Raw genomic sequence first — 22,254 nt, forward strand, 5'->3', positions numbered from 1 at the left:
ACTTTTCGATGTCGAGCGTAGTCCTGTCGTTCGGATATTTTCACCCGATCAGGAAAACGCTCCAGCACGTCACAAGCCTACACCCTTGCCGAACCTGATACAATCGCCGCCGCCATGCGCGATCCACCCATCAACATCCCGTTGACCGGTCATGCCCGCCTGCAATCCATTTTGCCGCTTTATTCCTTGCGCCCGGAAGCTGTTGCGAGGCTTGCGCCGCAGATGCAGGCTTACAGCCCCTCTCCCCGCAACAGGCGCGGAGCCGCGCCGGTGAGACCGGCAGCCTCACGCGCCAGAAGCCGCTTCACACCCGGCAGGCGGTCGACAATGCCGGCGCCCAGATCACGCGCTATGCGAACGGGAAAAATATCGTTTGAAAACAGCCGGTTCATCACGTCCACGGCCGCGCCGGTGCTGACAACATCGAAGCGCCGCGCGCGTTCATACGCTTCCAGCACGCGCCCGCCTGCCGGATCGAGACCGAGACGGACATTGGCGGCGACGGCTTCGGCCAATGCCGCCACATCCCGGAATCCCACATTGAGCCCAAGCCCCGCCAGAGGATGCACGATGTGCGCGGCATCGCCAACCAGCGCCAGCCGCTCGCCGGTGAAACGGCGCGCAACGCCGATGGCGAGCGGAAAGGCGCGCGGCGTGTCGAGCAACGTCAAGGGGCCAAGCGTGTCGCCGAAACGCCGGGTCACGGCGCGGATGATATCCTCACTGTCCAGCGTCACCAGAAAACGCGCTTCGTCTTCCGGCTCCACCCAAACGATGGACGAGCGGTTGCCCGTGAGAGGCAGCATGGCGAAAGTGCCGGCGGGCAGGAAGTGCTGCACCGCCACGCCCTCGTGCGGACGCTCATGGCCGATGGTGGCGACGATACCCGCCTGCCCATAGGAACGGCCCGTCCAACCGATGCCCGCCCGCCTGCGCAAGGGCGAGTTGCGCCCATCCGCCGCCACGACGAGCGCCGCATGATGCACGGAACCATCTGCAAGGGTCAGTCGCGCCGGGCGCGAGGCAGATGCCTCGACGTTGCTGACGCCGGCGGCGACAAAACGAATCCCCGCCTCCGATGCAGCATCACGCAGGGCGGCGATGAGCGCGTCGCCCTCCACCATATGCGCCAGCGGCCCGTCGCCGGCCTCCTCCTCATCGAAGGACAGCAGCGGCTGGCGCACGGCATCGCCAAGGCGGCTGTCGGTTATGCGCATCCGGGTAACGGGTTCGACATCCCCGGCAAGGCGATCCCAGACGCCGAGCACACCCAGCATCAGCTGCGAACCACGGGCCAGCGCATAGGCCCGGCCTTTTTCGTGCACCGGCTCACGCGCCAAAGCCGGATCGTAGACCGTGACATCGTAGCGTCCGCGAACCGCGTGGCGCAGCGCCAGGGCAGCGGCAAGGCCGACCGCTCCGCCGCCAACCACCCCGATGGTGCGCGCGTCCGCTACCGTCTTGCCCGTAGCCGGGCTATCAGCAACTTCGGTCATCAGCCTCTCCCCGCCTCTGGCGACTTCCATATATATGCACGATGCGTACCGCTGGAACAGGTTTCCCGTCAACCGGCAGGGGACGACGGAGCGATGGTTGCCGGGCGGCGGCACGGCGCGCTATAAAACAAGCGTTCGGTATCGTCAGAGGATGTATTGCTCATGAATAAAGCCGTGCTCGGTCTCATCGACATCCTCAACCTTGAACAGCTTGAGGAAAACCTGTTTCGCGGCATCGGGCCGAAAGAGGGCTGGCAACGCGTCTTCGGCGGGCAGGTTATCGGCCAGGCGCTGGTCGCCGCCACGCGCACCGTGGAGGCCGACCGGCCGGTGCATTCCATGCACTGTTATTTCGTCCATCCCGGCGATCCGAAAATTCCGATCGTCTACGAGGTCAAGCGCATCCGCGATGGCCGCAGCTTCACGACACGCTATGTCGAGGCAATTCAGCACGGACGGGCGATCTTTACGCTCATTGCCTCGTTCCATGCCCATGAGCCCGGCCTGCGCCACCAGCCGCCCATGCCTGACGTGCCGATGCCGGAGGAGACGGCGCAGGAGGATTTGCAGGCCGCGCTCTTGCAGCAGATGCCCGAGCCGATCCGCAATTATTTCGAGCGCGAGCGCCCGGTGGAGCTGCGTCCGGTCGATTACAGCCGGTTTCTACCCGGCACGCAGGGGGCACGCAAACCATCCTTCGACATCTGGATACGCGCCACGGCGCCGCTGCCGGATGATCCGGCAATTCATCGCTGTGTACTCGGCTACGCATCGGATATGACGTTGCTCGACACCAGCCTGGCAGTGCATGGCCGCTCGGTGTTCGAGGGCGGCATTCAGGGCGCCAGCCTCGACCACGCCATGTGGTTCCATCGTCCGTTCCGCGCCGACGAATGGCTGCTCTACTCGCAGGAAAGCCCGTTTTCGGGCAGCGCGCGTGGCCTCTCGCGCGGTCTGTTCTTCACCAGAGACGGCCTCCATGTCGCCACCGTGGCGCAGGAAGGACTGATCCGGCCCGTCGATCCCACCGCCTGAACAGGGACAGGCCCCCTGAAGAGCGGACACACGAGCGCCAAAATCACGCCTGTTTATTGATCATTGCCCAAGATATAGGCATAAACTGCCGCCGTCAGCGCGGCGGCGGCGATGCCACGCGCCGCATCGGCGGGCAAATGCGCGCGTTCCGCCGCCACGCGATGGCTTTTCAAGCGAGGCGCACGGCGGCCTGCCACCCGCGCCGCCACTTTTTTTCGCTGCCAGTGCGCCTTGCCACCCAAGTTGGCATGAACCTTGATTGAACCTCCGCATCGGCCGCGTGGTGCGTGCCGAACCCGCAAGCGGAGACAATGCCATGAAGCTGATCGTGGCCATTATCAAGCCCTTCAAGCTTGACGAAGTTCGGGATGCCCTGAGCGCGCTGGGCGTGCAGGGCCTCACCGTATCCGAGGTCAAGGGCTATGGCCGCCAGAAGGGCCATACGGAAATCTATCGCGGCGCGGAATACGCCGTCAGCTTCCTGCCCAAGCTGAAGATCGAAATTGCCGTGGAGGCCGAACGCGCCGCCGCCGTAACCGACGCCATCAAGAACGCTGCCCACACCGGCCAGATCGGTGACGGCAAGATCTTCGTCTCCTCCATAGAGCAGACGATCCGCATCCGCACGGGCGAAACCGGCCGTGACGCCCTGTGATGGAAGGAGTTCAATCAATGCAGCTTATCCGTTCCGCATCTCGCGGCCTTTTCCTTGCTCCGCTCGCGGCCTGTCTGGCAGCGACGCCGGCGCTGGCGCAGGACGCACCCGTGCCCGATAGCGGCAACACCGCCTTCCTACTGATCAGCGCCGTGCTGGTGCTGTTCATGTCATTGCCGGGCATCGCGCTGTTCTACGGCGGCATGGTGCGTGCGAAGAACATGCTCTCGGTTCTGTCGCAGGTGCTCGCCATCATGGCGCTGACCTCGATCATCTGGATCGTCTACGGCTATTCGCTGGCCTTCACCAACGGCGGCGGCCTGAACAGCTTCGTCGGCGGTTTCGACAAGCTTTTCCTCTCGGGCGTGGATGCATCGTCGCTGGCGGCAACGTTCTCCAACGGCGTCTACGTGCCGGAATATGCCTACATCGCCTTCCAGGCGGCCTTCGCCTGCCTGACGCCGGCAATCCTCATCGGCGCGCTGGTGGAACGCACGCGCTTTTCCGCCATCCTGCTGTTCACGGCGCTGTGGCTCACCTTCGTCTACTTCCCCATTGCGCACATGGTCTGGTACTGGGCCGGTCCCGACGCGCTCGCCGACGCGGCACGCGCGGTGCAGGAAGCGACCGATGAAGCTGCCCGTGCTGCGGCCCTGGCCAACCTCGCCGCTGTCGAGGCGGATGCGGGACTCATCTTCAAGTGGGGCGCGCTCGACTTTGCCGGCGGCACCGTGATTCACATCAACTCCGGTATCGCCGGCCTCGTGGGCGCGATCATGATCGGCAAGCGAATCGGTTACGGCAAGGAAGCCCTGCCGCCGCACTCCCTGCCCATGACGCTGATCGGCACCGCCGTTCTGTGGGTCGGCTGGTTCGGCTTCAACGCCGGCTCCAACCTGGAAGCCAACGGCGGCGCGGCGCTGGCCTTCGTCAACACGCTCTTCGCCACGGCTGGCGGTATCCTCGGCTGGCTCATCGTGGAGTGGACCGGCAAGGGCAAGCCCTCCATGCTCGGCATGGCGTCCGGCGCGATTTCCGGCCTCGTCGCCATCACACCCGCCGCCGGTTTTGCAGGCCCCGTGGGTGCGGCTGTCCTTGGCTTCGTTGGCGGTGCGGTTTGCTTCTACTTCGTCAGCAAGGTCAAGAACGCGCTCGGGTATGACGACTCGCTCGACGTGTTCGGCATCCACGGCGTGGGCGGCATTGTCGGCGCCATCGGCACGGGCATCGTGGTTGCCCCGGCGCTGGGCGGCGCTGGATTGGTGGACTACGTCACCAGCCCCGGCGAAGCCGTGAGTGTGGCCGTGAACATCGGCGAGCAGGTCTGGGCACAGATCAAGGGCGTGCTGCTGACAATAGTCTGGTCTGGCATAGGATCGGCCATCATCTTCAAGATCGTCGATCTGGTCGTGGGTCTGCGCGTGAGCCCGGAGGTCGAGCGCGAAGGGCTCGACGTCGCCGAGCACGGCGAGCGCGCTTACAATCTCTGATCCGGATCAACCGGACAGGGCAACCAATAAGGGGAACGGTTGAACGGGGGCGGCCTGCATGCAGGCCGCCCCTGCGCTTTCATGAGCGCGAGGCGTCGTCGTCTGCCTGCTCATCCGCCACCGCGCCGGACGCGGGCTCAAGCGTTCCTTGCTCAAGCGCTCCCTGCGCCGATTGCAACAAGCGGCTGACGACATCGAGTTCCATGCTCAGACGCCGAAACGGCACTGCAAGCGCCTGCTGCAAGGCAGCGGCCGAATGCGGAAACTCCTGAATAACGCGGCCCATCAGCGCCCGCGACAGCCGCAGCACCGCGCTGTCCTCATCGGCCACCGCCGTTGTGAGCCATTGGGTTTCGATCACCAGCGCCGGCTCCCCCAGCAGGCTGCCGGGCGACACCTGCCGCCGCCGGCCATCCGCATCCTGCAAGGAGAGGCTGCCACTGACGAGGACATAGCCGCCCTCCGCCGGTTCGCCCTGCCGATACAGCACCTCGCCAGTGCGGATATTGCGGGTCTGGGCGGACTGCGCCAGCCGCCGCAACGCCGCCTGCTCGAAACCCGCGAACACCGGCAAGGCCGACAGCAAGGCGATATCATCGCTCAAGCTCATGATTCACGCCCCATGCTTCATTGCCAGTTCGCTTAATTAATCAGCAAAAACCAGATCAACAAGAACCATGCCAAAATATATAATATATGGCGTAGCAAATGCAGACGTGACAGATCCTTTTTCGGGCATCCTATAAACCCGAAAAATGAATATCCAATCAATGACCAATTATTTTTATACGGCTTAACGACCCGGAATCGGCATGGATTTACGGCGCGAGCTTGTAGCCGCCGGGTTCCGTCACGAGGATCGACGCATTGGAGGGGTCTTCCTCGATCTTCTGGCGCAGGCGATAAATATGCGTTTCCAGCGTGTGCGTGGTGACGTTCGCGTTGTAACCCCACACTTCCGCCAGCAAGGTCTCGCGCGGCACGACCTGATCCTCGGCCCGGTAGAGGAAGCGCAGGATGGCGGTTTCCTTCTCTGTGAGCTTCAGCCGCGAGCCCTTGCTGTCCACCAGCAGTTTCGCACCCGGGCGGAAGGTATATTGCCCCACCTTGAGCACGGCATCCTCGCTGGCCTCATGCTGGCGGAGCTGCACGCGGATGCGCGCCAGCAGGACGGCGAAGCGGAACGGCTTGACGACATAATCGTTGGCGCCCGCCTCAAGCCCCTGAATGGTGTCGGCATCGTCGGCGTGGCCGGTCAGCATCAGGATCGGCGCGCGATAGCCGTTGCGGCGAATGAGCCTCACGGCCTCACGGCCATCCATGTCCGGCAGGCCAACATCCATGATGACGATGTCGAAGTTGCCCGCGCCGACAGCCTCGACCGCCGCCTCTCCGGAGGCAACGGACGTGACCTCGAAATCGCCAGTCAGCACGAGCTGCTCTGACAACGTATCGCGCAAGTCCGCTTCATCATCGACGATCAACAACTGAAAAAGGCGTGGCATGCGTGGACAATCTCCGGGATCCCGGCGACGACTGGTCGCCATTCATATGAACGGTTAAGAGTGGCGAAAGATAGCATGTGCCACCAGTTGAAAACGCAAAATACTCTAACTTTTTGATTTTCAGCGAATGCTTGTCGATTCGATGCCCAAGCCCGACCGGAAAGCACTCTGACCTGAAAACACAGCGAGGTTTGGGATGACAGGACGCGCGGCCCTCAGAACGATCCACGTCTTCCCCGCCCCCGATAACCCCCGGCGAGGGCGGATCGTCGCGGGAAACGTGGTCATTGCCTGCGCGCTTGGCAAGGGCGGAATCACCCGCGCCAAGCGGGAGGGGGACGGCGCGACCCCGGCCGGTGCGCATCGGCCCCTGCATGGTTACTACCGCGCCGACCGCGTCTCCAGGCCCCGAACCACGGTGCCGCTCGTGCCGCTGCGCCGGTCCGACGGCTGGTGCGACGCCCCCGGCCACCGCAGCTACAATCGCCACGTCACCCTGCCGTTTGCCGCCCGCCACGAAACCATGTGGCGGGACGATCATGTCTATGACATCGTTATCGATCTCGGCTGGAACCTGCGTCCGCGCATTCAAGGCCACGGCAGCGCCATTTTCCTGCATCTGGCGCGCGATGGCTTTGCGCCCACGGAAGGATGCATCGCCGTGCCGCGCGATAAGGCCGAACGCCTGCTGGCGCTGATCGGCCCGCAAACGCGGATCGTCGTCTGCGGCAAACCGAAGCCGGTGCGGCGCGTATCTCCCGCACTCAAGCGGCGAAAGCGCTGAAATCCGGCTGCGAGGCCAACAGCGCCCGTGTGTAAGGGTGCTGCGGATCGGTGAGCACCTCCGCCGTCATACCCTCCTCGACGATGCGCCCGTCATGCATCACCGCCACGCGCCTTGCGATGGCCTTTGCCACGCGCAAATCATGGGTGATGAAGAGATAAGCCAACCCGTGATCGGCGCGCAGCCGGGCCAGAAGATCCAGAATCCGCGCCTGCGCCACGACATCCAGCGACGACACGGCCTCATCGAGCACCACGAGCCGGGGTCGCGTAACCAGTGCGCGCGCCATCGCGATCCGCTGCCGCTGGCCGCCCGAAAACGCGTGCGGATACTTGTTCGCGTCGTCCGGCGAAAGGCCGACCTCGCGCAGCGCCTCGGCCACGCGCTCGTCCCGTTCATCGGCTGCAATCGGCCCCGCCAGATGCAGCGGCTCGGCAATGATCCAGCCCGCCTTGCGGCGCGGATCGAGAGAGGAGTACGGATCCTGAAACACCGCCTGCACATCCGCGCGCATGCGGCGCAGGACATCGCGCCCCGCTCCGGCGATATCCTGCCCGCGATAGGCGATGCGCCCGGCATCCGGCGTTTGCAGGCCCAGCATCAGACTGGCAAGTGTCGTTTTGCCAGAGCCTGATTCGCCGATCAACGCGACGCTCTCGCCAGCCTGGACAGAGAGGCTCACCTGATCGACCGCCCGCCGATACTGCCGCCAGGCCAGCGGGTGGGCACGGGGCAAGCCGAAACGGCGCGACACTGCTTCGGCTGCGAGCAGCGGCGGATGTTCTGCCGGCGTATGCTCAGGCAATGGAGGCACCGGAGCGGCGATCTCCCGCGAAAGCGTCGCGGCGGCGATCAGCGTGCGCACCTGCGGGGCGTGTGCCCGGCCTGCGAAACCGCGCGTCGGCCCGGTTTCGACGATGCGGCCTTCGTCCATCACGGCGATTCGGTCGGCCATGGTCGCCACCACGCCCAGATCGTGCGAGATCAGGAGCAAGGCCGGTCCGTCATCGCGCAGGATCGTCCGCAGCAGATCGAGAATGCGTGCCTGCGTGGTGACATCGAGCGCCGTGGTCGGCTCATCCGCGATGATGATGTCCGGCCGCATGGCGACCGTCATGGCGATGGCCACGCGCTGGCGCTGCCCGCCGGACAATTCATGCGGAAACCTGTCAGGCGACACCCTTGCCGGATCAAGCCCGGCACGCGCCAGCGTTTCCGCAGCCAGCGACGCCGCCTCCCGGCGAGTCACGTCCGCATGCTGCCGGATGCCCTCAGCCACCTGCGCGCCGATGGTCATCAACGGGTTCAGCGCGGATTGCGGTTCCTGAAACACCACGCCGATGCGCCGGCCCCGAATGCCGCACATCGCCGCCTCATCCAGCGACAGCAGATCCGTGCCATCGAAAACGATGCGCCCCCGCGCCTGCCCGTCCTGCGGTAGCAGGCGCATCAGCGCCAGGGCCGTCATCGACTTGCCAGACCCCGACCGGCCGATGATGCCCAGCGTTTCCCCCCGCGTCAGCGTGAAGCCGACACCGCGCAGGATAGGACGCCCGGCCACATCCACTTCCAGATTATCGACGGTCAGAAGCGTCACCGCACCGCCTCGCTTTCAGGAATAAACGCGCCGCGCGGGTCGAGCGCCTGCCGCAGGCCCGCGCCGAGCAGATTGAAGCCCATGACCGTGACCATAATGGCCAGTCCCGGCGCGATGGCGAGCAGCGGGCTGATAGGCAGCAGCGTCTGCGCCTCCAGCAGCATGCGGCCCCAGCTTGGCTGCGGCGGCTGAACGCCAAGCCCGATGTAGGACAACGATGCCTCCGCCAGCACCCCGAGCGATAGCTGCACACTGGTATGCACGGTCAGCACGCCGGCGATGTTCGGCAGCACATGCACGGTGGCAATCCACAGGCTGCCACGCCCGGCAACACGCGCCGCCGCGACGTAACCGCTGCGCCACACCGGCAACGACGCACCGTAGGAAACACGTATGAATATGGGGATATAGAAGATGCCGATAGCGACCATGGCATTGAGCATGCCCGGCCCCAATGTCTCGCGCAGCAGGATGGCGATGAGCAACGCCGGGAAGGCGAACAGGAAATCACTGGTGCGCAATGTGGCGTAGCTCGCGACACCGCCGCTGCTGGCGGCGAGCATACCCGCCGTTGCGCCGACGACAAGACCGATGGTGACCGCCGAGATCGACACCCCCACCGGCCCAACGGCACCGCGCATCAGCAAGGACAGCACGTCACGGCCAAGCTGATCTGTGCCGAGCCAATGCCGTGGCCCCGGCGGCGCAAAACGATTGGCGATGTCCAGTTTCAGCGGATCGTAGGGCGTCCATACGAGCGAGATCAACGCCATCAGGCAAACGCCGCCGACGATGATCGCCCCGGCCAGCAGCCGTGCGTTCAGAAAATCCCGGTTCATGCCGCCCTCCGCACCCGGGGATCGACCGCCGCATAAGCGAGGCCCACCAGGAGGTTGACCACCGCCACGATGGCGACCAGCAGCATGACCACGCTCTGCACCACGATGAGATCCCGCTGGTTGACGGCCTGAAAGACCAGCCGCCCGATGCCGGGCAGAAAGAAGACGTTCTCGATGATGATGGTTCCGGCCAGCAGAAACGGGAATTGCAGCCCCAGCACACTGAGGATGGGAATAAAGGCATTGCGCAGGGCATGGCGGCGCAGCGCCTGACCACGCGTCAGGCCCTTGGCGCGGGCGGTGCGGACGAAATCCTGCGCCAGCACATCGACAAGCGACTGGCGCATCACCTGCGCCAGAATCGCCGATTGCGGCAACGCCAGCGCCACCGCCGGCAGCACCAGCGCCAGCAGAGCGGGACCGGCACCGGCGTCCCACCCCGGGAAGCCGCCGGGGGGCAGCCATCGCAATGTCACCGCGAACAGCAGCACCAGCAGCATCGCCAGCCAGAAGTTGGGCACCGCGATGCCAAGCTGCGCCACGATCAGCACACCCCGATCCACCGCCCTGCCCCGCCGCGCGGCAGCCCACATACCCAGCGGCAGCCCAATGGCCACAGCGAGCGCCAGCGCCAGCGCCGCCAGCGGCAGGCTGACACCCAATCGCGCAGCTATGAGATCAGAAACGGGCACGGCATACGTGTGGCTGACGCCGGGATTGCCCGTGAGCAGCCCCGAGACCCACGTCCAATAGCGCACCGCCAGCGGCTGATCGAGACCGAGTTGCTCCCGCAGCGCGGCCAGCGTGTCGGGCCGTGCGTTGACGCCGAGCATCACCTGCGCCGGATCGCCGGGCAAAACCTGCATGGCCGCGAAAATCACCACGGACGCCACCAACAGCGTTGCCAGCAGCGACGCCACACCCGCAGCAAACGCGCGGATCATGCTGCGCCACTCCGCCCCCGGCAGGATGGCATCAACGCTCCCACCGCACGCCCGTCAGATCGTTGGCCGGAATCGGCGCATTCTCCCAAAACCCTTGCAGCCGGGCATCCCATACGCCCAGCTTGGGCAGCAGGAACAGGAAGCCGTTGACCGCATCGTCAGTAAGCTTTTGCTGAAGGCTCTTCAGCAAAACCAGCCGTTTTTCCTCATCCTGTTCCGCCGCCAGTTCAGCGTAGAGCGCTTTGTACTCGGGACTGTCGTAGTTGAAGTAGTAATCGTCGCGGGCATAGATATCGAGATCGTTCGGCTCGACATGGGACACGATGCTGAGGTCATAATTCTTGTCGCGGAACACATCCGTCAGCCACTGCGCCCATTCCATCGGCACGATATCGACTTGAATACCGACATCGCGCAGCCGCTCCGCAATAATCTCGCCAGAGCGGCGCGCGTAGGACGGCGGCGGCAGAGCCAGTTTCAGGCGCAACCCCTCCGCGCCCGCCTCCCTCAGCAAGGCACGCGCCGCCTCGGGATCGTAGGGATAGCGCCCGGTGAGGTCGACGTAACCGGCATTCTGCGGTGCGAAATGCGAGCCGATGGGATCGCCATAGCCGTATAACGCGCCGTCGATCAGCAGCTTGCGGTCGATGGCATGCGCGATGGCGCGGCGCACGCGAATATCGTCCAGCGGCTTGCGTGCGTTGTTCTGGGCCAGAACCGTCTTGCCCTCCGTACGGCCCACAACGACCTTGAAGCGCGGATCGGCTTCGAACTGCGGCAGGTGCTCCGGCGCGGGAAAGTTGGTGTAGGCGTCGATATTGCCGGCCATCAGCGCCGCATAAGCCGCCGAAGGATCGCCGATAACGCGGAAGGTGACGCGCGACAGCGCCGGCTTCTCGCCCCAGTAGCGATCGTTGCGCACCAGATCCACCCGGTCGCCCATATGCCAGCGGGAGAACCGGAACGGCCCGGTGCCATTCGGCATGGCGCGATTGGTTTCGGCGGTTTCATGCCCCACGATGACAAGCGCCGGCAGCCCGAGGATGAACGGCAGTTGCGCCGTCGGTCGCTTCAGACGCACGCTCAGGGTATGAGCGTCCACCGCCTCGACCGCTTCGATGGGTTCGAGCAGCGCCTTCTGCGGATTGATGCTGTCGGGCGCGATGGCGCGCTCCAGCGTAAACACCGCGTCGCGCGCATCGAAGGTGCTGCCATCATGGAAGAACACACCCTGCCGCAGCCGGAACGTATAGACCTTGCCGTCATCCGACACCTCCCAGCTCTCCGCAAGGCCGGGGATGACACGGCCCTCGCGGTCGATCCGCGTCAGGCCTTCGAACAGGTTGGCGTAGGTGATTTCACCGATGACCGCGGCAGCGGCGGCGGTGGGGTCGAGATGCGGAGGCTCCAGCCGCACGCCGATTGCAAGGTCCGTGCGCTGGGCGAAAGCCGGCCCGCCGCACAGCAGCGCCACGCCCAAAATCAGGGCAGCGCACCGCCTCGTCATGCGCCATACGGTCATTCCGCACCTCCAGAGCCGTCTTGTGAAGAGCTATCTCGCACATAGCAACTTCCACCGGGCAATTTCGCGTTCGATAATCCGATTATTCCGGTATAGCGCCGCCGGTGCAAGCAGCAAACATCTTCGCAGCCTTTCGTGACACGAAGAGCTGTGGGCGCTCGCATTATAATAGACCGCAGCCTGCATTTTATTCGGCAGACAGACGAGCATGCAAACCACGGTAACATTTGCAAGAACGCGCATGCCGCGATCAGGCAGGTTCTCGCGCGGTTTTATTCACCGCGAATCCTTGTCCGCCCAGCACTTCCACCCGATTGACAAATGCTTCTGCTGAATTTGCGCCATGGATGAGCTGTCATAACGGGTTGCCCGCAACCCCCTTGACCATGCTAAACAGTTGTCACGAATGGTGACAGGTATCGGACGAGACATGAGCACGATCAATCAGCGAATTACCCCGGTTATTTTGTCCGGCGGCACCGGCACGCGGCTGTGGCCGCTGTCGCGCGAGGCCTTCCCCAAGCAGTTGCTGCCGCTGGCCGGCGAACGCTCCATGTTGCAGGAAACCGTGCTGCGCGTCGCCGACCGCGCCCTGTTCAACGCGCCCGTCATCATCGCCAATGTCGAGCATCGCTTCGTCATTGCCGAGCAGCTGCGTGCGCTCGGGCTGACAGACGCCACCATCGTACTGGAGCCGGAGGGACGTAACACCACGGCAGCGGCGGCCGTCGCCGCGCTGCTGGAGGCGCGGCGCGACCCGCAGGGCCTCGTCCTGCTGCTGGCAGCCGACCATGTGGTGCAGGATGCGGAGGCGCTATCCGCCTCCGTCCGCAACAGTCTGCCCGCCGCGCAGGCCGGGCGCTTCGTGCTGTTCGGCATTCAGCCCACGTCGCCCGCCACCGGCTACGGTTACATCCAGCGCAGCGATACGCAGACTGAGGTTCCCGGCGTTTTCTCCGTGCAGCGGTTCGTCGAGAAACCCGATGCGTCAACCGCCGTCACCTATGTCGAATCCGGCGATTATCTCTGGAACAGCGGCATCTTCCTGCTGCCTGCCAGCCCCTTCCTGAAAGAGCTGGAGCGACTGGCGCCTGACGTGCTGTCCGCGGCGACTGAATCTCTCGACAAGGCGCGCGAGGATCTGGATTTCATCCGCCTCGATGAAGGCAGTTTCGCGCGCAGCCCGTCCATAGCCGTTGACTATGCCGTGATGGAAAAGACGGATCTGGCCGTGGTCACCCCCACCGATTGCGGCTGGACCGATGTCGGAAGCTGGTCTGCCCTCTGGGCAATCGGCAAGCAGGACGTCTCCGGCAATGTGCTCGTTGGCGATGTCGTGGCGGAAGATGTGAGCGGCAGCTATCTGCGCGGCGAAGGCCAGCTCATCGCGGCGCTGGGCGTCGAGGATCTTGTCGTCATCGCCACGCCCGATGTCGTGCTGGTGACGCGCAAGGATCGCGATCAGGACGTGAAGAAACTCGTGGAAATCCTGCGCAAGGATGGCCACGCCGCTGCCACGCAGACCGTGCAGATGCACCGCCCCTGGGGATATTACCAGTCGATCCACACCGGCGAGCGGTTCCAGGTGAAGCGCATCACTGTCAATCCTGGTGCGAAACTGTCGCTGCAGAAGCACTTCCACCGCGCCGAGCATTGGGTTGTGGTGAATGGCACTGCCCTCGTCACGCGCGACTCGGAGCAGATCCTGCTACGCGAAAACGAGTCCATCTTCCTGCCGCTCGGCTGCGTCCACCGGCTGGAAAACCCCGGCAAGCTGCCGCTGAACCTCATCGAGGTGCAGTCCGGCCCTTATCTGGGTGAAGACGACATCGTTCGCTTTGAGGATATCTACGCCCGCGCAGAGGACAAACCTGTTGGGTAAAATGATTCGCGTTCAAACCGAGGGGCGGTTTGAGCGCGGAATAGCGTAGAACGCGGTTTCAAAAATATGTCGGAAATGACGGGAAGTCAGAGCTTCCCGTCGTCTTCATCGACAAGGCCGTAAGCGCTCAGCACCTCATCGACCGTGCCGTCCGCCACGAGGCGACCTTCCGACATCATGATGGCGCGGTTGCAGTACTTGCGCAAGGTCTTGGCATCGTGCGAGGCCAGGACGAGAATGCTCGCATGCTGCATCATCGCCTCGATGCGCTGGCGGGCCTTGGCAGCAAAGACGCTGTCGCCGACGCTGATCAGCTCATCGAGCAGCAGGATGTCGGGCGCACGGGCTGTCGAGATGGCGAAGGCCAGACGCAGTGTCATGCCGCTGGAATAGGTGCGCATCGGCAGATCGACATATTCGCCCAGTTCCGAAAACTCCACCACCTCCGGAATCATCTTCCGCGCTTCATCAATGGTCTTGCCGAGGAAGACGCCGCGCAGGATGATGTTTTCCGCCCCGGTCAGTTCAGGGTCCATGCCCATGGTGATGTCGAGCAGCGATGCCACGTTGCCGACGATATCCGCCTGCCCCGAGGAAGGCTCATACGCCCCCGAAAACACTCGCAACAGGGTGGACTTGCCCGCACCGTTATGGCCGACGATGGCCAGCCGGTCGCCATTGCGCAGGGAGAGGTTCACGTCGCGCAACGCCGTCACCGTCACCCCGTCGGCTTCGGTGCTCACGGCCCCACCGACGCGCTGCAGCAGGGTGTTACGGAGGGAACGTCCGCGCGCGTTGTAGATCGGGAACTCGACGGTCGCGTTGACGAGATCGATTGACGGCAAGTTCTTACCCTTCCGATGATGGTCGCACGGCGATGCGTCCTACAGCCAGTACACGATGCGGGCGCGGAAACGCGCGAACAGCGGCCAGGTGATCGCCAGCAGAATGCCGATGACGACGGCCGCCGACACGTAATCAAGCGTTTCCGGCACATATCCGCGGATCGGGTCTGCGACGATGCGCAGGAATATCGCAAACGGATTGAGGTGCAACACCCACCAGCCGCTGTCGCCGAGCTGGTCGATCCGCCACATGATCGGCGTGAGGAAGAACGCCAGTTGCAGCAGGTTGGCGATAATCTGCGGCAGGTCGCGGAAACGGGTGCACAGGATGCCGCATAGCAGCGTGACGAGAAATGCCGCGACCAGCATCATCGCAAGGCCGGGAATGGCCAGCAGGATGGCCCAGCTTGGCACGACGCCGAAAATCAGGAACACCGGCGGCAGAATGATGAGGTTGTGCGCCAGCGCAATGAGATTGCGCACGATCACCCGCATCGCGAAAATCGATTTGGGCAGATTCTCCTGCCGCAGGAAAACCGTTCCCTGAACGAAGGCCGTCGTGCTGTCTGACACCACCCCGGACATGAACGTCCAGATGATATAGTTGACGGCAAGATAGGGCACGTATTCGGCGACGGACTGGTTGAACAGCGCCGAGAAGACGATGCCGATACCGCCGACGAACACCGCCATCGACAGCGTAATCCAGAACTGCCCGAAGCGCGACCGCTTGTAACGTTGGCGAATATCGCTGACGCCCATCAGCGTCCAGATCTGCCAGGATCTCATGCCCTGCGCAAAATCCTTATTGGCAAGGCTCCAGTCTCTGGAAGTAGGGCGAAGGGACATGAATAAGGGCACCCGAACAACGGATTGAACAGCAAATCCGCCAGCACAGGCTTCGCCGGAAAGTCCCCGGAGCAACGCGGCACGCCGGATAACGCCACGGACGAAGCCCATTCGCCAGCGAATGGAAAGACAGCGCGTCGAGTCATTATCGGACAGCACGCCTCAGGTCAACGCCCTCCCCGCGCCTCACAGACGCCAATGTGCGCCGCCGCATATTCGCGCATGAATGCGACATATGTGTCGAGATATACTTCATATCACGCGCAATTATGCTGAAAACGCGACACATTAATCTGAGCATGACCGAAACAGTTTTTAATTTTTTATGATATTCAAATTAATAATTATATTGACGCTCGATGTTCGCCTCGAACATAAGTATCCAGATTTTTATCGACTGAACTTTCTGGCGGCGGATTATGCAGCGGATTGTCGCGGGTATCGTCACTTACAATCCCGAGATCCCCATCTTGAGGGATCTTGTCGGCGCCATCGCCGGCGAAGTCGCGGCCGTGGTCATCGTCGCCAACTCGCCGATGTCTGCCGGCGACGAGGCCGTACTGCGCGAGGCAGCGGACGACACGCCTATCCATATCGACGACCCCGGCGATAACATCGGCCTCGGCAGCGCTTACGAACGCATCATGGCCCGCGTCGACTCCGGTGATGCCGATTTTCACGATGTCGGCCACGTCATTCTGTTCGATCAGGATTCCAGCCCGCCGGCCGGCATGGTGTCGGCGCTTGTGGCGCGCATGGACATGCTGCGCCGCATGGGCGAGCACCCTGCCCTCATCGGCCCCACACCTGTCTCGGCCACACCGGGACACAAGGCGCCCTCGGTCTATGGCCACTCATCCGGCCGGTCCGTAGCGGACTCGAGGGCGGTGTGGTTCGCCATTTCTTCCGGCAGCGTCATCGATGTGGCAGCGTTCCGTGATGTCGGCGCCTTCCGCAGCGACTTCTTCATCGACGCCATCGATATAGAATGGTGTTTCCGGGCATGGTCGGCGGGTTATTCCTGCTGGACGGCCAACGACATTCTCATGCCGCATCGCCTGGGCGGCGGGCATGTCACCGTGCCGCTGATCGGCTGGAAACTGCCCGTGCAGTCGCCGCCAAGGCTGGGCACTTATGCGCGCAATCAGGCAGCATTGCTGCGCGCACCGCATGTGCCTCGCCACTGGAAAGTGCGGGTATGCCTGTATCTGGCAGCCCAGACCGTCGCTTACTGGCTCGCTGACCATGGCCGCACGGCGCGGCCCACCTCTCTGGTAAAGGGATTTGCCGCCGGACTCGCGGGAAGACTGGGACCGCCGAAAGGATCGGCTCGCGCTGCGCCAACTCCCGTAACAGCGGCAAAAGGTCGCCACCCGTCACCGACCCGCGCGGCGCATGAGCAGTAACGCACTGGCGTTACTGGCAAATCATTCGACGATAAAATACGCGTAGACCAGAACGCCAATCAGCAGAAACGCCACCGCCACACTGACGACGAAAAAAACACCCGGCACATTCGCTCCGGCAGGCTGCCCCTGCCCGTTGTCTTCAACCATCGAAATCTCCAGTGAGATGCCGTCACGGCACTTCGACCCATGCGGCAGTATGGGGGTTGCCGACGTGCATCCAGCCGGATGGAATCAGCCCCTGCGCGTCAATATCCTGATTTTACCGCAACTTGCGCTCAATTCGACAGGCAGATCGGGCGTCAAACGGTCCAGCGGCAAAACACCGCGGCGACAGGGCCGCAGCGACGATGTCATACGCATCTGCTGCCCCTTTTTCCCCACCACGATTTCAGCACATCCGCGCATCGGTAACGGTCGTAACAGTTTGATATGAAACTGATTTTCCATTCAACCAATTGCTAAGTTTTCGAAACTGCCGCGAACGTCGATGGTAGTTGGCGGTGAGGTTGAATCGAAAGGAATCTGTCAGCGGCCTGTCATCGCCATCCCGTACGCCCGGAAGAGGCGGCAGGAGACCGGCCCGCGAACGCATCCCTTTTATACCGCATCGTTCGGCTCCTTGCGCCGGTGGAACAGTCTGCCGGCGGCAATGGCCATCCCAAATGAATATGCATTGCCCGGTGGAAGGACGGCGGCGCACGCCCCGCCCCAACCATGGGTCTGACGAGGATACGCTTATGCATCGCGAAAGAATCCGGAATAAAGAGCTTCAATCGAAGGTCACGAGCGCGCTTGAAGCTTCCCGCCACATCAAGAACGGTATGACGGTGGGTATGAGCGGGTTCACCCGCGCCGGCGAGGCAAAGGCGGTGCCGCTCGCCCTCGCTGCCCGGGCCAAGGAAGAGCCGCTCAAGATCACGCTCATCACCGGCGCCTCCCTCGGCAACGATCTCGACAAGACCATGGCCGAGGCGCACCTGCTGTCACGCCGCATGCCGTTTCAGGTAGACCCGGCCCTGCGCAAGCTCATCAACCAGGGCGAGGTCATGTTCGTCGACCAGCACCTGTCGGAAACGGTGGAACTGCTGCGCTCGCATCAGATCGGCCCGGTGGATGTCGCCGTGGTCGAGGCCGTGGCCATCACCGAGCATGGCGGCATCGTGCCCACGACATCGGTGGGCAACTCGGCATCCTTCGCCATTCTCGCCGAGAAGGTCATCGTCGAGATCAATCTCGAACAGTCGGATATGCTTGAGGGCATTCACGACATCTATATCCCCAAGCGCCGCCCCCATCGCGAGCCCATCCCGGTCGTCAATGTCGAAAGCCGCGTCGGCATTCCCTATATCGACATTCCGCCCGAGAAGATCGTGGCCATCGTGGTGACGACGAAGCTGGACAGTTCCTCCACCGTCACCCCGCCCGATGACGACACGCGCGCCATCGCCAGCCACCTGTCGGAATTCCTCCAGAACGAAGTCAGCCAGGGCCGTCTCACCAACAGCCTTCAGCCCTTGCAGGCCGGCATCGGATCCATCGCCAACGCGGTGATGCATGGCCTGATCGATTCGCCATTCCACGATCTGACCATGTATTCCGAAGTGCTTCAGGACAGCACTTTCGACCTGTTCGACGCGGGCAAGCTGGTGTTTGCCTCCGGCTCGTCGATCACGCTGTCGCAGGAGCGCTACAAGAGTGTGTTCCCGCGCCTCAGCGAGTACAAGTCGCGCCTCATTCTGCGCCCGCAGGAGGTCAGCAACCACCCGGAGATCATTCGCCGGCTTGGCCTGATCGCCATCAATACGGCGCTTGAGGTGGATATCTATGGCAACATCAACTCCACGCACGTAGCCGGCACGCACATGATGAACGGCATCGGCGGTTCGGGCGATTTCGCCCGCAACGCTTATCTGTCGGTGTTCGTCACCAAGTCCATCGCCAAGGGTGGGGCGATTTCCAGCGTCGTGCCCTTCGTCAGCCATGTCGACCACACCGAGCACGATGTCGACATCATCGTGACCGAAGCCGGCCTTGCCGATCTGCGCGGGCTGGCGCCGCGTGAACGGGCACGGCGCATCATCGATCACTGCGCCCATGCGAGCTATCGCGATGAACTCAACGATTATTTCGAGCGCGCCGTAGCGCGCGGCGGTCACACACCGCACATCATCGAGGAAGCGCTGTCATGGCACACACGCCTGCGTGAGAACGGATCAATGCATCGCTGATACCGAAGCAACTGGCGTTCATAAACTGAACTTGAAGCAAAGGCCGATGAACCCGTTTCATCGGCCTTTTAACATAGCAGGACAGCGATCTGGAAGCGTGCGCTCCACTTGCGTCGTAATGACGTGCGACAGCACGGAACCGAAGCGCAAGATGTATCACAACCACTCCGACGCCATCAGAACAAGAATAATGCCAGTTATTATAAATATTTGTTATTATTATAAGACAATTACCGATCTATCGACAGCCGATAAATTAATGGCCATAATACCTGAGGTGTGATAATTGCACTCTCCCTGCAGGATAGAGTCCGGAACCCATGATCGTATCTGCCCCTGATGTCCGTCGACACGCGGTACTCGGCGCCGTCAAGGGTGGGGAGATCAGACCAGCATTCCAGCCCATCATCCGTTTGCGAGAGCAGTCGCTGGCGGGCTTCGAGGCTCTGGCCCGGTGGGACAGCCCGACCTATGGAAGCATCGCGCCGAGCACCTTCATTCCGTGGGCCGAGGAAGACGGGCTGATCAACGCCCTGACGCACGGGCTGGTGTCTTCGGCGTGCGCAGCGGCAGCAGCCTGGGGCGAACATTTTTTCCTGTGCTTCAATATATCCCCTCTTCAGTTCAACGGCAGCGATCTCGTATCGGTGATTTTCTCGGCGGTGGACGGCACCGGCTTTTCCCGGCACAGGCTGGTTATGGAGATGACCGAAACCAGCGCTATATCCGAAACGCGCAACGCGCACGAGATGATCGGACACCTGAGCAAATCCGGTGTCAGAATCGCGCTCGACGACTTCGGCACCGGCCACTCCGGATTGAGCCGCCTGCTCAGCTTTCCCTTTTATGCCCTCAAGATCGACAAGACCTTCGTGCGCACCATCGAGGCCGACGCCGACGCCCGGATGATCGTCTCGGCAATCGTCGGGCTTTGCGACAGCCTTGGCCTGAAGGTGGTGGCTGAAGGCATCGAAAGGCCGGAGCAACTGGCGGTTTTGCAGGAACTTGGCTGCACCTATGGCCAGGGATGGCTGCTCGGCAGGGAGATGACGCCCGCGGCCGCAGCGCACTTTGCCGAAGGCCGGAAGGTTGCAACGCATTATCCTGAGACTGCCGTCGATCTCGCTGAGGAGGCGGCAAAACGCCGCCTGTTCGACGAACACGTGGCACGCGGGCGGCTTTTGTCTCGCGGCGCAAATCTCTCGGGCCTCGATATCCTGTTTGGCCTTTCGGACATCGGGCTGTGCCAGGTCGATCTTCACATGACCATCGTGCGGGTCAACGAAACGCTGGCGGCGCTGTTCCACAAGCATGTCCACGACCTGCAGGACGGAGCGGTCAAGGACGTTCTGCCGGCGGACTTCGCCGGCTGGCTCTGGCAGCATGCCGGCGAAATCGGCGCGAGCGACGATACGTTCGTGTACTCCCTCGCGGAACGGAGCGGCCGCGCCATCCGCCTCCGCGTCAGACGGATGCTCTCGGGAGGCAGCCTCACAGGCATTCTGATCATGGCGGTGCCGAACTGAAAACCCGGGCGGTATAATGCCACGCGACTCAAGGCAACCATGGCTTCAACACCGAAACCGAACTCCTCCGGGCATGCCCGTCACACCCCTCACGTCATGGCTGCCGAAAAACCGCTTGTATGTCCGCAACATGACACAAGCATCAATTTCCCCTTGACATATTGGTTATTTTATTTCCTTCAGGGGTGCTGACTTTTTGCGCAAATGCCACGCAAATGGCTATTGCCTTGCCGAAAGCTGCCTGCATTATGCGCTGCTGCATAATTTCCGTACAATTGTCCTTCAACCTTTTCACCCATAGGTGAGCAACCTTCAGGAGTCATGATGTCTCATCGCCAGAGCCTTCTCGATCTCGCCCTCGTCCGTCTCGACGAAGCCGCCCAGCACCTGCAAGTGGACGCGGACGTCATCGAGAAACTGAAATACCCCCGCGAGACGACGAAGGTTCGCCTGATGATTCGCATGGACGATGGTTCGCGTAAGTCGTTCCTCGCATGGCGCTGCCGCTATGACGACACCCGCGGCCCCACAAAAGGCGGCATTCGCTTCCATCCCGACTCCAATGAGGACGAGGTCGAGACCCTGGCCTTCTGGATGACGTTCAAATGCGCCGTCATGAACCTGCCCTACGGCGGCGGCAAGGGCGCGGTCAGCGTCGATCCGCGCTCGCTCTCCAAGGCAGAGCTTGAGCGCCTGTCGCGCTCCTATATCCAGGCGTTCGCCCGCATCGTCGGTCCCGACCGCGACATTCCCGCGCCGGATGTCTACACCAACTCGATGATCATGGGCTGGATGGCCGATGAGTATTCGCAGATCGTTGGCGAGGCTTCGCCGGCGGTGATCACCGGCAAGCCGATTGCGCTCGGCGGCTCCGTGGGCCGTCAGGATGCGACTGCACGCGGCGGCTACTATCTGGTGCGCGATCTGGCCACTGAACTCGGCCTTGAAGGCCGCACGCGCGTCGCCGTGCAGGGCTTCGGCAACGCCGGCCAGTACATCGCCTCGCTGCTGGCCTCGGACGGCAACGTGATCGTCGCGGTGTCCGATTCGAGCGGCGCGGTCTACTCGCCGGACGGGCTGGACATCGACCTTCTGCTGCAAGCCAAGGCCGAGAACAAGTCTGTCGCTTCCACGGCAGGCAAGAGCGGCCATCAGGCCATTTCGGCCGAAGACCTCATCGCCGTGGACGCGGACCTGCTCGTACCGGCAGCGCTTGAGAGCATGATCCACGAAGGCAATGCCGAAAACGTCAAGGCCAAGGTTATTCTTGAGCTGGCGAACGGCCCTGTCACGCCCGAGGCCGACGCCATCCTTGCCCGCAAGGGTGTGACGATCCTGCCGGATATTCTCGCCAACGCCGGCGGTGTGACCGTGTCTTACTTCGAATGGGTGCAGAACAAGCAGGGCTACGCCTGGGCGCTGGAAGAGGTGCATGAGCGCCTGCGCACCATCATGGTGCGGGAAGGCCGCGCCATCTGGGAGATTGCCCAGGACAAGAACGTGTCATGGCGCACGGCCGCCTATGTTCACGCCCTGGCCCGCCTGGCGGCAGCCATCGAGGCACACGGCACGCAGTCGTTCTTCGCAAGCTGAGACTCCAGCAGACACGACAACACGTTCTGAAAGCCGGGCGCGAGGAAAGCGTCCG

The 22,254-nt window shown here is 62.9% G+C and carries 21 protein-coding genes; 9 read left to right on the plus strand and 12 right to left on the minus strand.

What is annotated here, in order from left to right; translation table 11 throughout:
- Positions 1 to 230: 230 nt before the first annotated feature.
- Positions 231 to 1,496: an FAD-dependent monooxygenase gene (locus FHS81_RS04660; RefSeq protein ID WP_183750901.1), complete on the minus strand. Its 1,266-nt coding sequence runs from the start codon at positions 1,494 to 1,496 to the stop codon at positions 231 to 233.
- A 162-nt stretch (positions 1,497 to 1,658) separates the two neighbouring features.
- Between FHS81_RS04660 and tesB the strand changes: the two genes are divergently transcribed.
- Complete coding sequence (gene tesB, locus FHS81_RS04665; protein ID WP_183750902.1) at positions 1,659 to 2,531, plus strand: acyl-CoA thioesterase II; 873 nt, start codon at positions 1,659 to 1,661, stop codon at positions 2,529 to 2,531.
- Between the two features lie 53 nt (positions 2,532 to 2,584).
- Here tesB and FHS81_RS04670 read toward each other — a convergent pair whose 3' ends face one another.
- The gene (locus FHS81_RS04670) at positions 2,585 to 2,740 is read right to left on the minus strand and encodes a hypothetical protein (RefSeq protein ID WP_210281547.1); all 156 of its coding nucleotides are present in this window, start codon (positions 2,738 to 2,740) and stop codon (positions 2,585 to 2,587) included.
- A gap of 107 nt (positions 2,741 to 2,847) precedes the next feature.
- Between FHS81_RS04670 and FHS81_RS04675 the strand changes: the two genes are divergently transcribed.
- On the plus strand, positions 2,848 to 3,186 hold the full coding sequence (locus FHS81_RS04675; RefSeq protein WP_183751255.1) for a P-II family nitrogen regulator: 339 nt from the start codon (positions 2,848 to 2,850) through the stop codon (positions 3,184 to 3,186).
- Between the two features lie 17 nt (positions 3,187 to 3,203).
- Positions 3,204 to 4,676, plus strand: coding sequence for an ammonium transporter (locus tag FHS81_RS04680; protein WP_183750904.1), 1,473 nt, complete (start codon positions 3,204 to 3,206; stop codon positions 4,674 to 4,676).
- 79 nt (positions 4,677 to 4,755) lie between these two features.
- Here the strand turns inward: FHS81_RS04680 and FHS81_RS04685 are convergent, their stop codons facing one another.
- Together FHS81_RS04685 and FHS81_RS04690 are read right to left on the minus strand one after the other, a co-directional pair.
- Positions 4,756 to 5,286 carry a cyclic nucleotide-binding domain-containing protein gene (locus FHS81_RS04685; RefSeq protein ID WP_183750905.1) on the minus strand — a complete coding sequence of 177 codons (531 nt, stop codon included), beginning with the start codon at positions 5,284 to 5,286 and terminating at the stop codon, positions 4,756 to 4,758.
- Positions 5,287 to 5,494: 208 nt separating this feature from the next.
- Positions 5,495 to 6,181, minus strand: coding sequence for a response regulator transcription factor (locus FHS81_RS04690; protein ID WP_183750906.1), 687 nt, complete (start codon positions 6,179 to 6,181; stop codon positions 5,495 to 5,497).
- A gap of 196 nt (positions 6,182 to 6,377) precedes the next feature.
- Between FHS81_RS04690 and FHS81_RS04695 the strand changes: the two genes are divergently transcribed.
- Complete coding sequence (locus FHS81_RS04695) at positions 6,378 to 6,965, plus strand: L,D-transpeptidase family protein (RefSeq protein ID WP_183750907.1); 588 nt, start codon at positions 6,378 to 6,380, stop codon at positions 6,963 to 6,965.
- Here FHS81_RS04695 and FHS81_RS04700 read toward each other — a convergent pair.
- From FHS81_RS04700 to FHS81_RS04715, 4 genes are read right to left on the minus strand one after another with little or no spacing between them, the layout of a single operon-like run.
- Complete coding sequence (locus tag FHS81_RS04700; protein ID WP_183750908.1) at positions 6,946 to 8,562, minus strand: dipeptide ABC transporter ATP-binding protein; 1,617 nt, start codon at positions 8,560 to 8,562, stop codon at positions 6,946 to 6,948. The two genes, FHS81_RS04695 and FHS81_RS04700, sit on opposite strands and share 20 nt — an antisense overlap.
- Entirely contained in the window at positions 8,559 to 9,401 is an 843-nt protein-coding gene (locus FHS81_RS04705; RefSeq protein ID WP_183750909.1) for an ABC transporter permease, read from the minus strand. Before FHS81_RS04705 ends, FHS81_RS04700 begins: the two co-directional genes overlap by 4 nt.
- On the minus strand, positions 9,398 to 10,345 hold the full coding sequence (locus FHS81_RS04710; protein ID WP_183750910.1) for an ABC transporter permease: 948 nt from the start codon (positions 10,343 to 10,345) through the stop codon (positions 9,398 to 9,400). Before FHS81_RS04710 ends, FHS81_RS04705 begins: the two co-directional genes overlap by 4 nt.
- 31 nt (positions 10,346 to 10,376) lie before the next feature.
- Positions 10,377 to 11,867 carry an ABC transporter substrate-binding protein gene (locus FHS81_RS04715; RefSeq protein WP_246374731.1) on the minus strand — a complete coding sequence of 497 codons (1,491 nt, stop codon included), beginning with the start codon at positions 11,865 to 11,867 and terminating at the stop codon, positions 10,377 to 10,379.
- Positions 11,868 to 12,297: 430 nt separating this feature from the next.
- On the opposite strand from FHS81_RS04715, the gene FHS81_RS04720 reads away from it, so the two are divergent.
- Entirely contained in the window at positions 12,298 to 13,749 is a 1,452-nt protein-coding gene (locus FHS81_RS04720; protein WP_183750911.1) for a mannose-1-phosphate guanylyltransferase/mannose-6-phosphate isomerase, read from the plus strand.
- Positions 13,750 to 13,835: 86 nt separating this feature from the next.
- Here the strand turns inward: FHS81_RS04720 and FHS81_RS04725 are convergent, their stop codons facing one another.
- Positions 13,836 to 14,594 (minus strand): ABC transporter ATP-binding protein, encoded by a 759-nt coding sequence (locus FHS81_RS04725; RefSeq protein WP_183750912.1) that lies wholly within the window; start codon positions 14,592 to 14,594, stop codon positions 13,836 to 13,838.
- Positions 14,595 to 14,633: 39 nt separating this feature from the next.
- Entirely contained in the window at positions 14,634 to 15,383 is a 750-nt protein-coding gene (locus tag FHS81_RS04730) for an ABC transporter permease (protein ID WP_183750913.1), read from the minus strand.
- Between the two features lie 479 nt (positions 15,384 to 15,862).
- Between FHS81_RS04730 and FHS81_RS04735 the strand changes: the two genes are divergently transcribed.
- Entirely contained in the window at positions 15,863 to 16,849 is a 987-nt protein-coding gene (locus FHS81_RS04735) for a glycosyltransferase family protein (protein WP_183750914.1), read from the plus strand.
- 21 nt (positions 16,850 to 16,870) lie between these two features.
- Here FHS81_RS04735 and FHS81_RS19150 read toward each other — a convergent pair whose 3' ends face one another.
- Together FHS81_RS19150 and FHS81_RS04740 are read right to left on the minus strand one after the other, a co-directional pair.
- A complete protein-coding gene (locus FHS81_RS19150) occupies positions 16,871 to 16,999 on the minus strand; it encodes a hypothetical protein (protein WP_281374409.1) in 129 nt (42 codons plus the stop codon).
- An 84-nt stretch (positions 17,000 to 17,083) separates the two neighbouring features.
- The gene (locus FHS81_RS04740) at positions 17,084 to 17,299 is read right to left on the minus strand and encodes a hypothetical protein (protein ID WP_183750915.1); all 216 of its coding nucleotides are present in this window, start codon (positions 17,297 to 17,299) and stop codon (positions 17,084 to 17,086) included.
- A 290-nt stretch (positions 17,300 to 17,589) separates the two neighbouring features.
- Here FHS81_RS04740 and scpC point away from each other — a divergent pair, with 290 nt between their 5' ends.
- The 3 genes from scpC to FHS81_RS04755 all read left to right on the plus strand — a co-directional run bounded on the left by scpC (position 17,590) and on the right by FHS81_RS04755 (position 22,199).
- Positions 17,590 to 19,080, plus strand: coding sequence for a succinyl-CoA:acetate CoA-transferase ScpC (gene scpC / locus FHS81_RS04745; RefSeq protein ID WP_183750916.1), 1,491 nt, complete (start codon positions 17,590 to 17,592; stop codon positions 19,078 to 19,080).
- A 320-nt stretch (positions 19,081 to 19,400) separates the two neighbouring features.
- Entirely contained in the window at positions 19,401 to 20,606 is a 1,206-nt protein-coding gene (locus FHS81_RS04750) for an EAL domain-containing protein (RefSeq protein WP_183750917.1), read from the plus strand.
- A 324-nt stretch (positions 20,607 to 20,930) separates the two neighbouring features.
- The gene (locus tag FHS81_RS04755) at positions 20,931 to 22,199 is read left to right on the plus strand and encodes a Glu/Leu/Phe/Val family dehydrogenase (protein WP_183751257.1); all 1,269 of its coding nucleotides are present in this window, start codon (positions 20,931 to 20,933) and stop codon (positions 22,197 to 22,199) included.
- The last annotated feature ends 55 nt before the right edge of the window (positions 22,200 to 22,254 follow it).

This window comes from Pseudochelatococcus contaminans (genome assembly GCF_014195635.1).
In the GTDB taxonomy this organism is placed as follows: Bacteria; Pseudomonadota; Alphaproteobacteria; order Rhizobiales; family Beijerinckiaceae; genus Pseudochelatococcus; species Pseudochelatococcus contaminans.

Coding starts and splice junctions, on each gene's coding strand:
- FHS81_RS04705 (WP_183750909.1), bottom strand. CDS start 9,401: ATGAACCGGGATTTTCTGAACGCACGGCTGCTGGCCGGGGCGATCATC.
- FHS81_RS04715 (WP_246374731.1), bottom strand. CDS start 11,867: ATGACCGTATGGCGCATGACGAGGCGGTGCGCTGCCCTGATTTTGGGC.
- FHS81_RS04755 (WP_183751257.1), top strand. CDS start 20,931: ATGTCTCATCGCCAGAGCCTTCTCGATCTCGCCCTCGTCCGTCTCGAC.
- FHS81_RS04710 (WP_183750910.1), bottom strand. CDS start 10,345: ATGATCCGCGCGTTTGCTGCGGGTGTGGCGTCGCTGCTGGCAACGCTG.
- FHS81_RS04695 (WP_183750907.1), top strand. CDS start 6,378: ATGACAGGACGCGCGGCCCTCAGAACGATCCACGTCTTCCCCGCCCCC.
- scpC (WP_183750916.1), top strand. CDS start 17,590: ATGCATCGCGAAAGAATCCGGAATAAAGAGCTTCAATCGAAGGTCACG.
- tesB (WP_183750902.1), top strand. CDS start 1,659: ATGAATAAAGCCGTGCTCGGTCTCATCGACATCCTCAACCTTGAACAG.
- FHS81_RS04735 (WP_183750914.1), top strand. CDS start 15,863: ATGCAGCGGATTGTCGCGGGTATCGTCACTTACAATCCCGAGATCCCC.
- FHS81_RS04740 (WP_183750915.1), bottom strand. CDS start 17,299: ATGGAAAATCAGTTTCATATCAAACTGTTACGACCGTTACCGATGCGC.
- FHS81_RS04675 (WP_183751255.1), top strand. CDS start 2,848: ATGAAGCTGATCGTGGCCATTATCAAGCCCTTCAAGCTTGACGAAGTT.
- FHS81_RS04690 (WP_183750906.1), bottom strand. CDS start 6,181: ATGCCACGCCTTTTTCAGTTGTTGATCGTCGATGATGAAGCGGACTTG.
- FHS81_RS04680 (WP_183750904.1), top strand. CDS start 3,204: ATGCAGCTTATCCGTTCCGCATCTCGCGGCCTTTTCCTTGCTCCGCTC.
- FHS81_RS04730 (WP_183750913.1), bottom strand. CDS start 15,383: ATGAGATCCTGGCAGATCTGGACGCTGATGGGCGTCAGCGATATTCGC.
- FHS81_RS04750 (WP_183750917.1), top strand. CDS start 19,401: ATGATCGTATCTGCCCCTGATGTCCGTCGACACGCGGTACTCGGCGCC.
- FHS81_RS04685 (WP_183750905.1), bottom strand. CDS start 5,286: ATGAGCTTGAGCGATGATATCGCCTTGCTGTCGGCCTTGCCGGTGTTC.
- FHS81_RS19150 (WP_281374409.1), bottom strand. CDS start 16,999: ATGGTTGAAGACAACGGGCAGGGGCAGCCTGCCGGAGCGAATGTGCCG.
- FHS81_RS04660 (WP_183750901.1), bottom strand. CDS start 1,496: ATGACCGAAGTTGCTGATAGCCCGGCTACGGGCAAGACGGTAGCGGAC.
- FHS81_RS04720 (WP_183750911.1), top strand. CDS start 12,298: ATGAGCACGATCAATCAGCGAATTACCCCGGTTATTTTGTCCGGCGGC.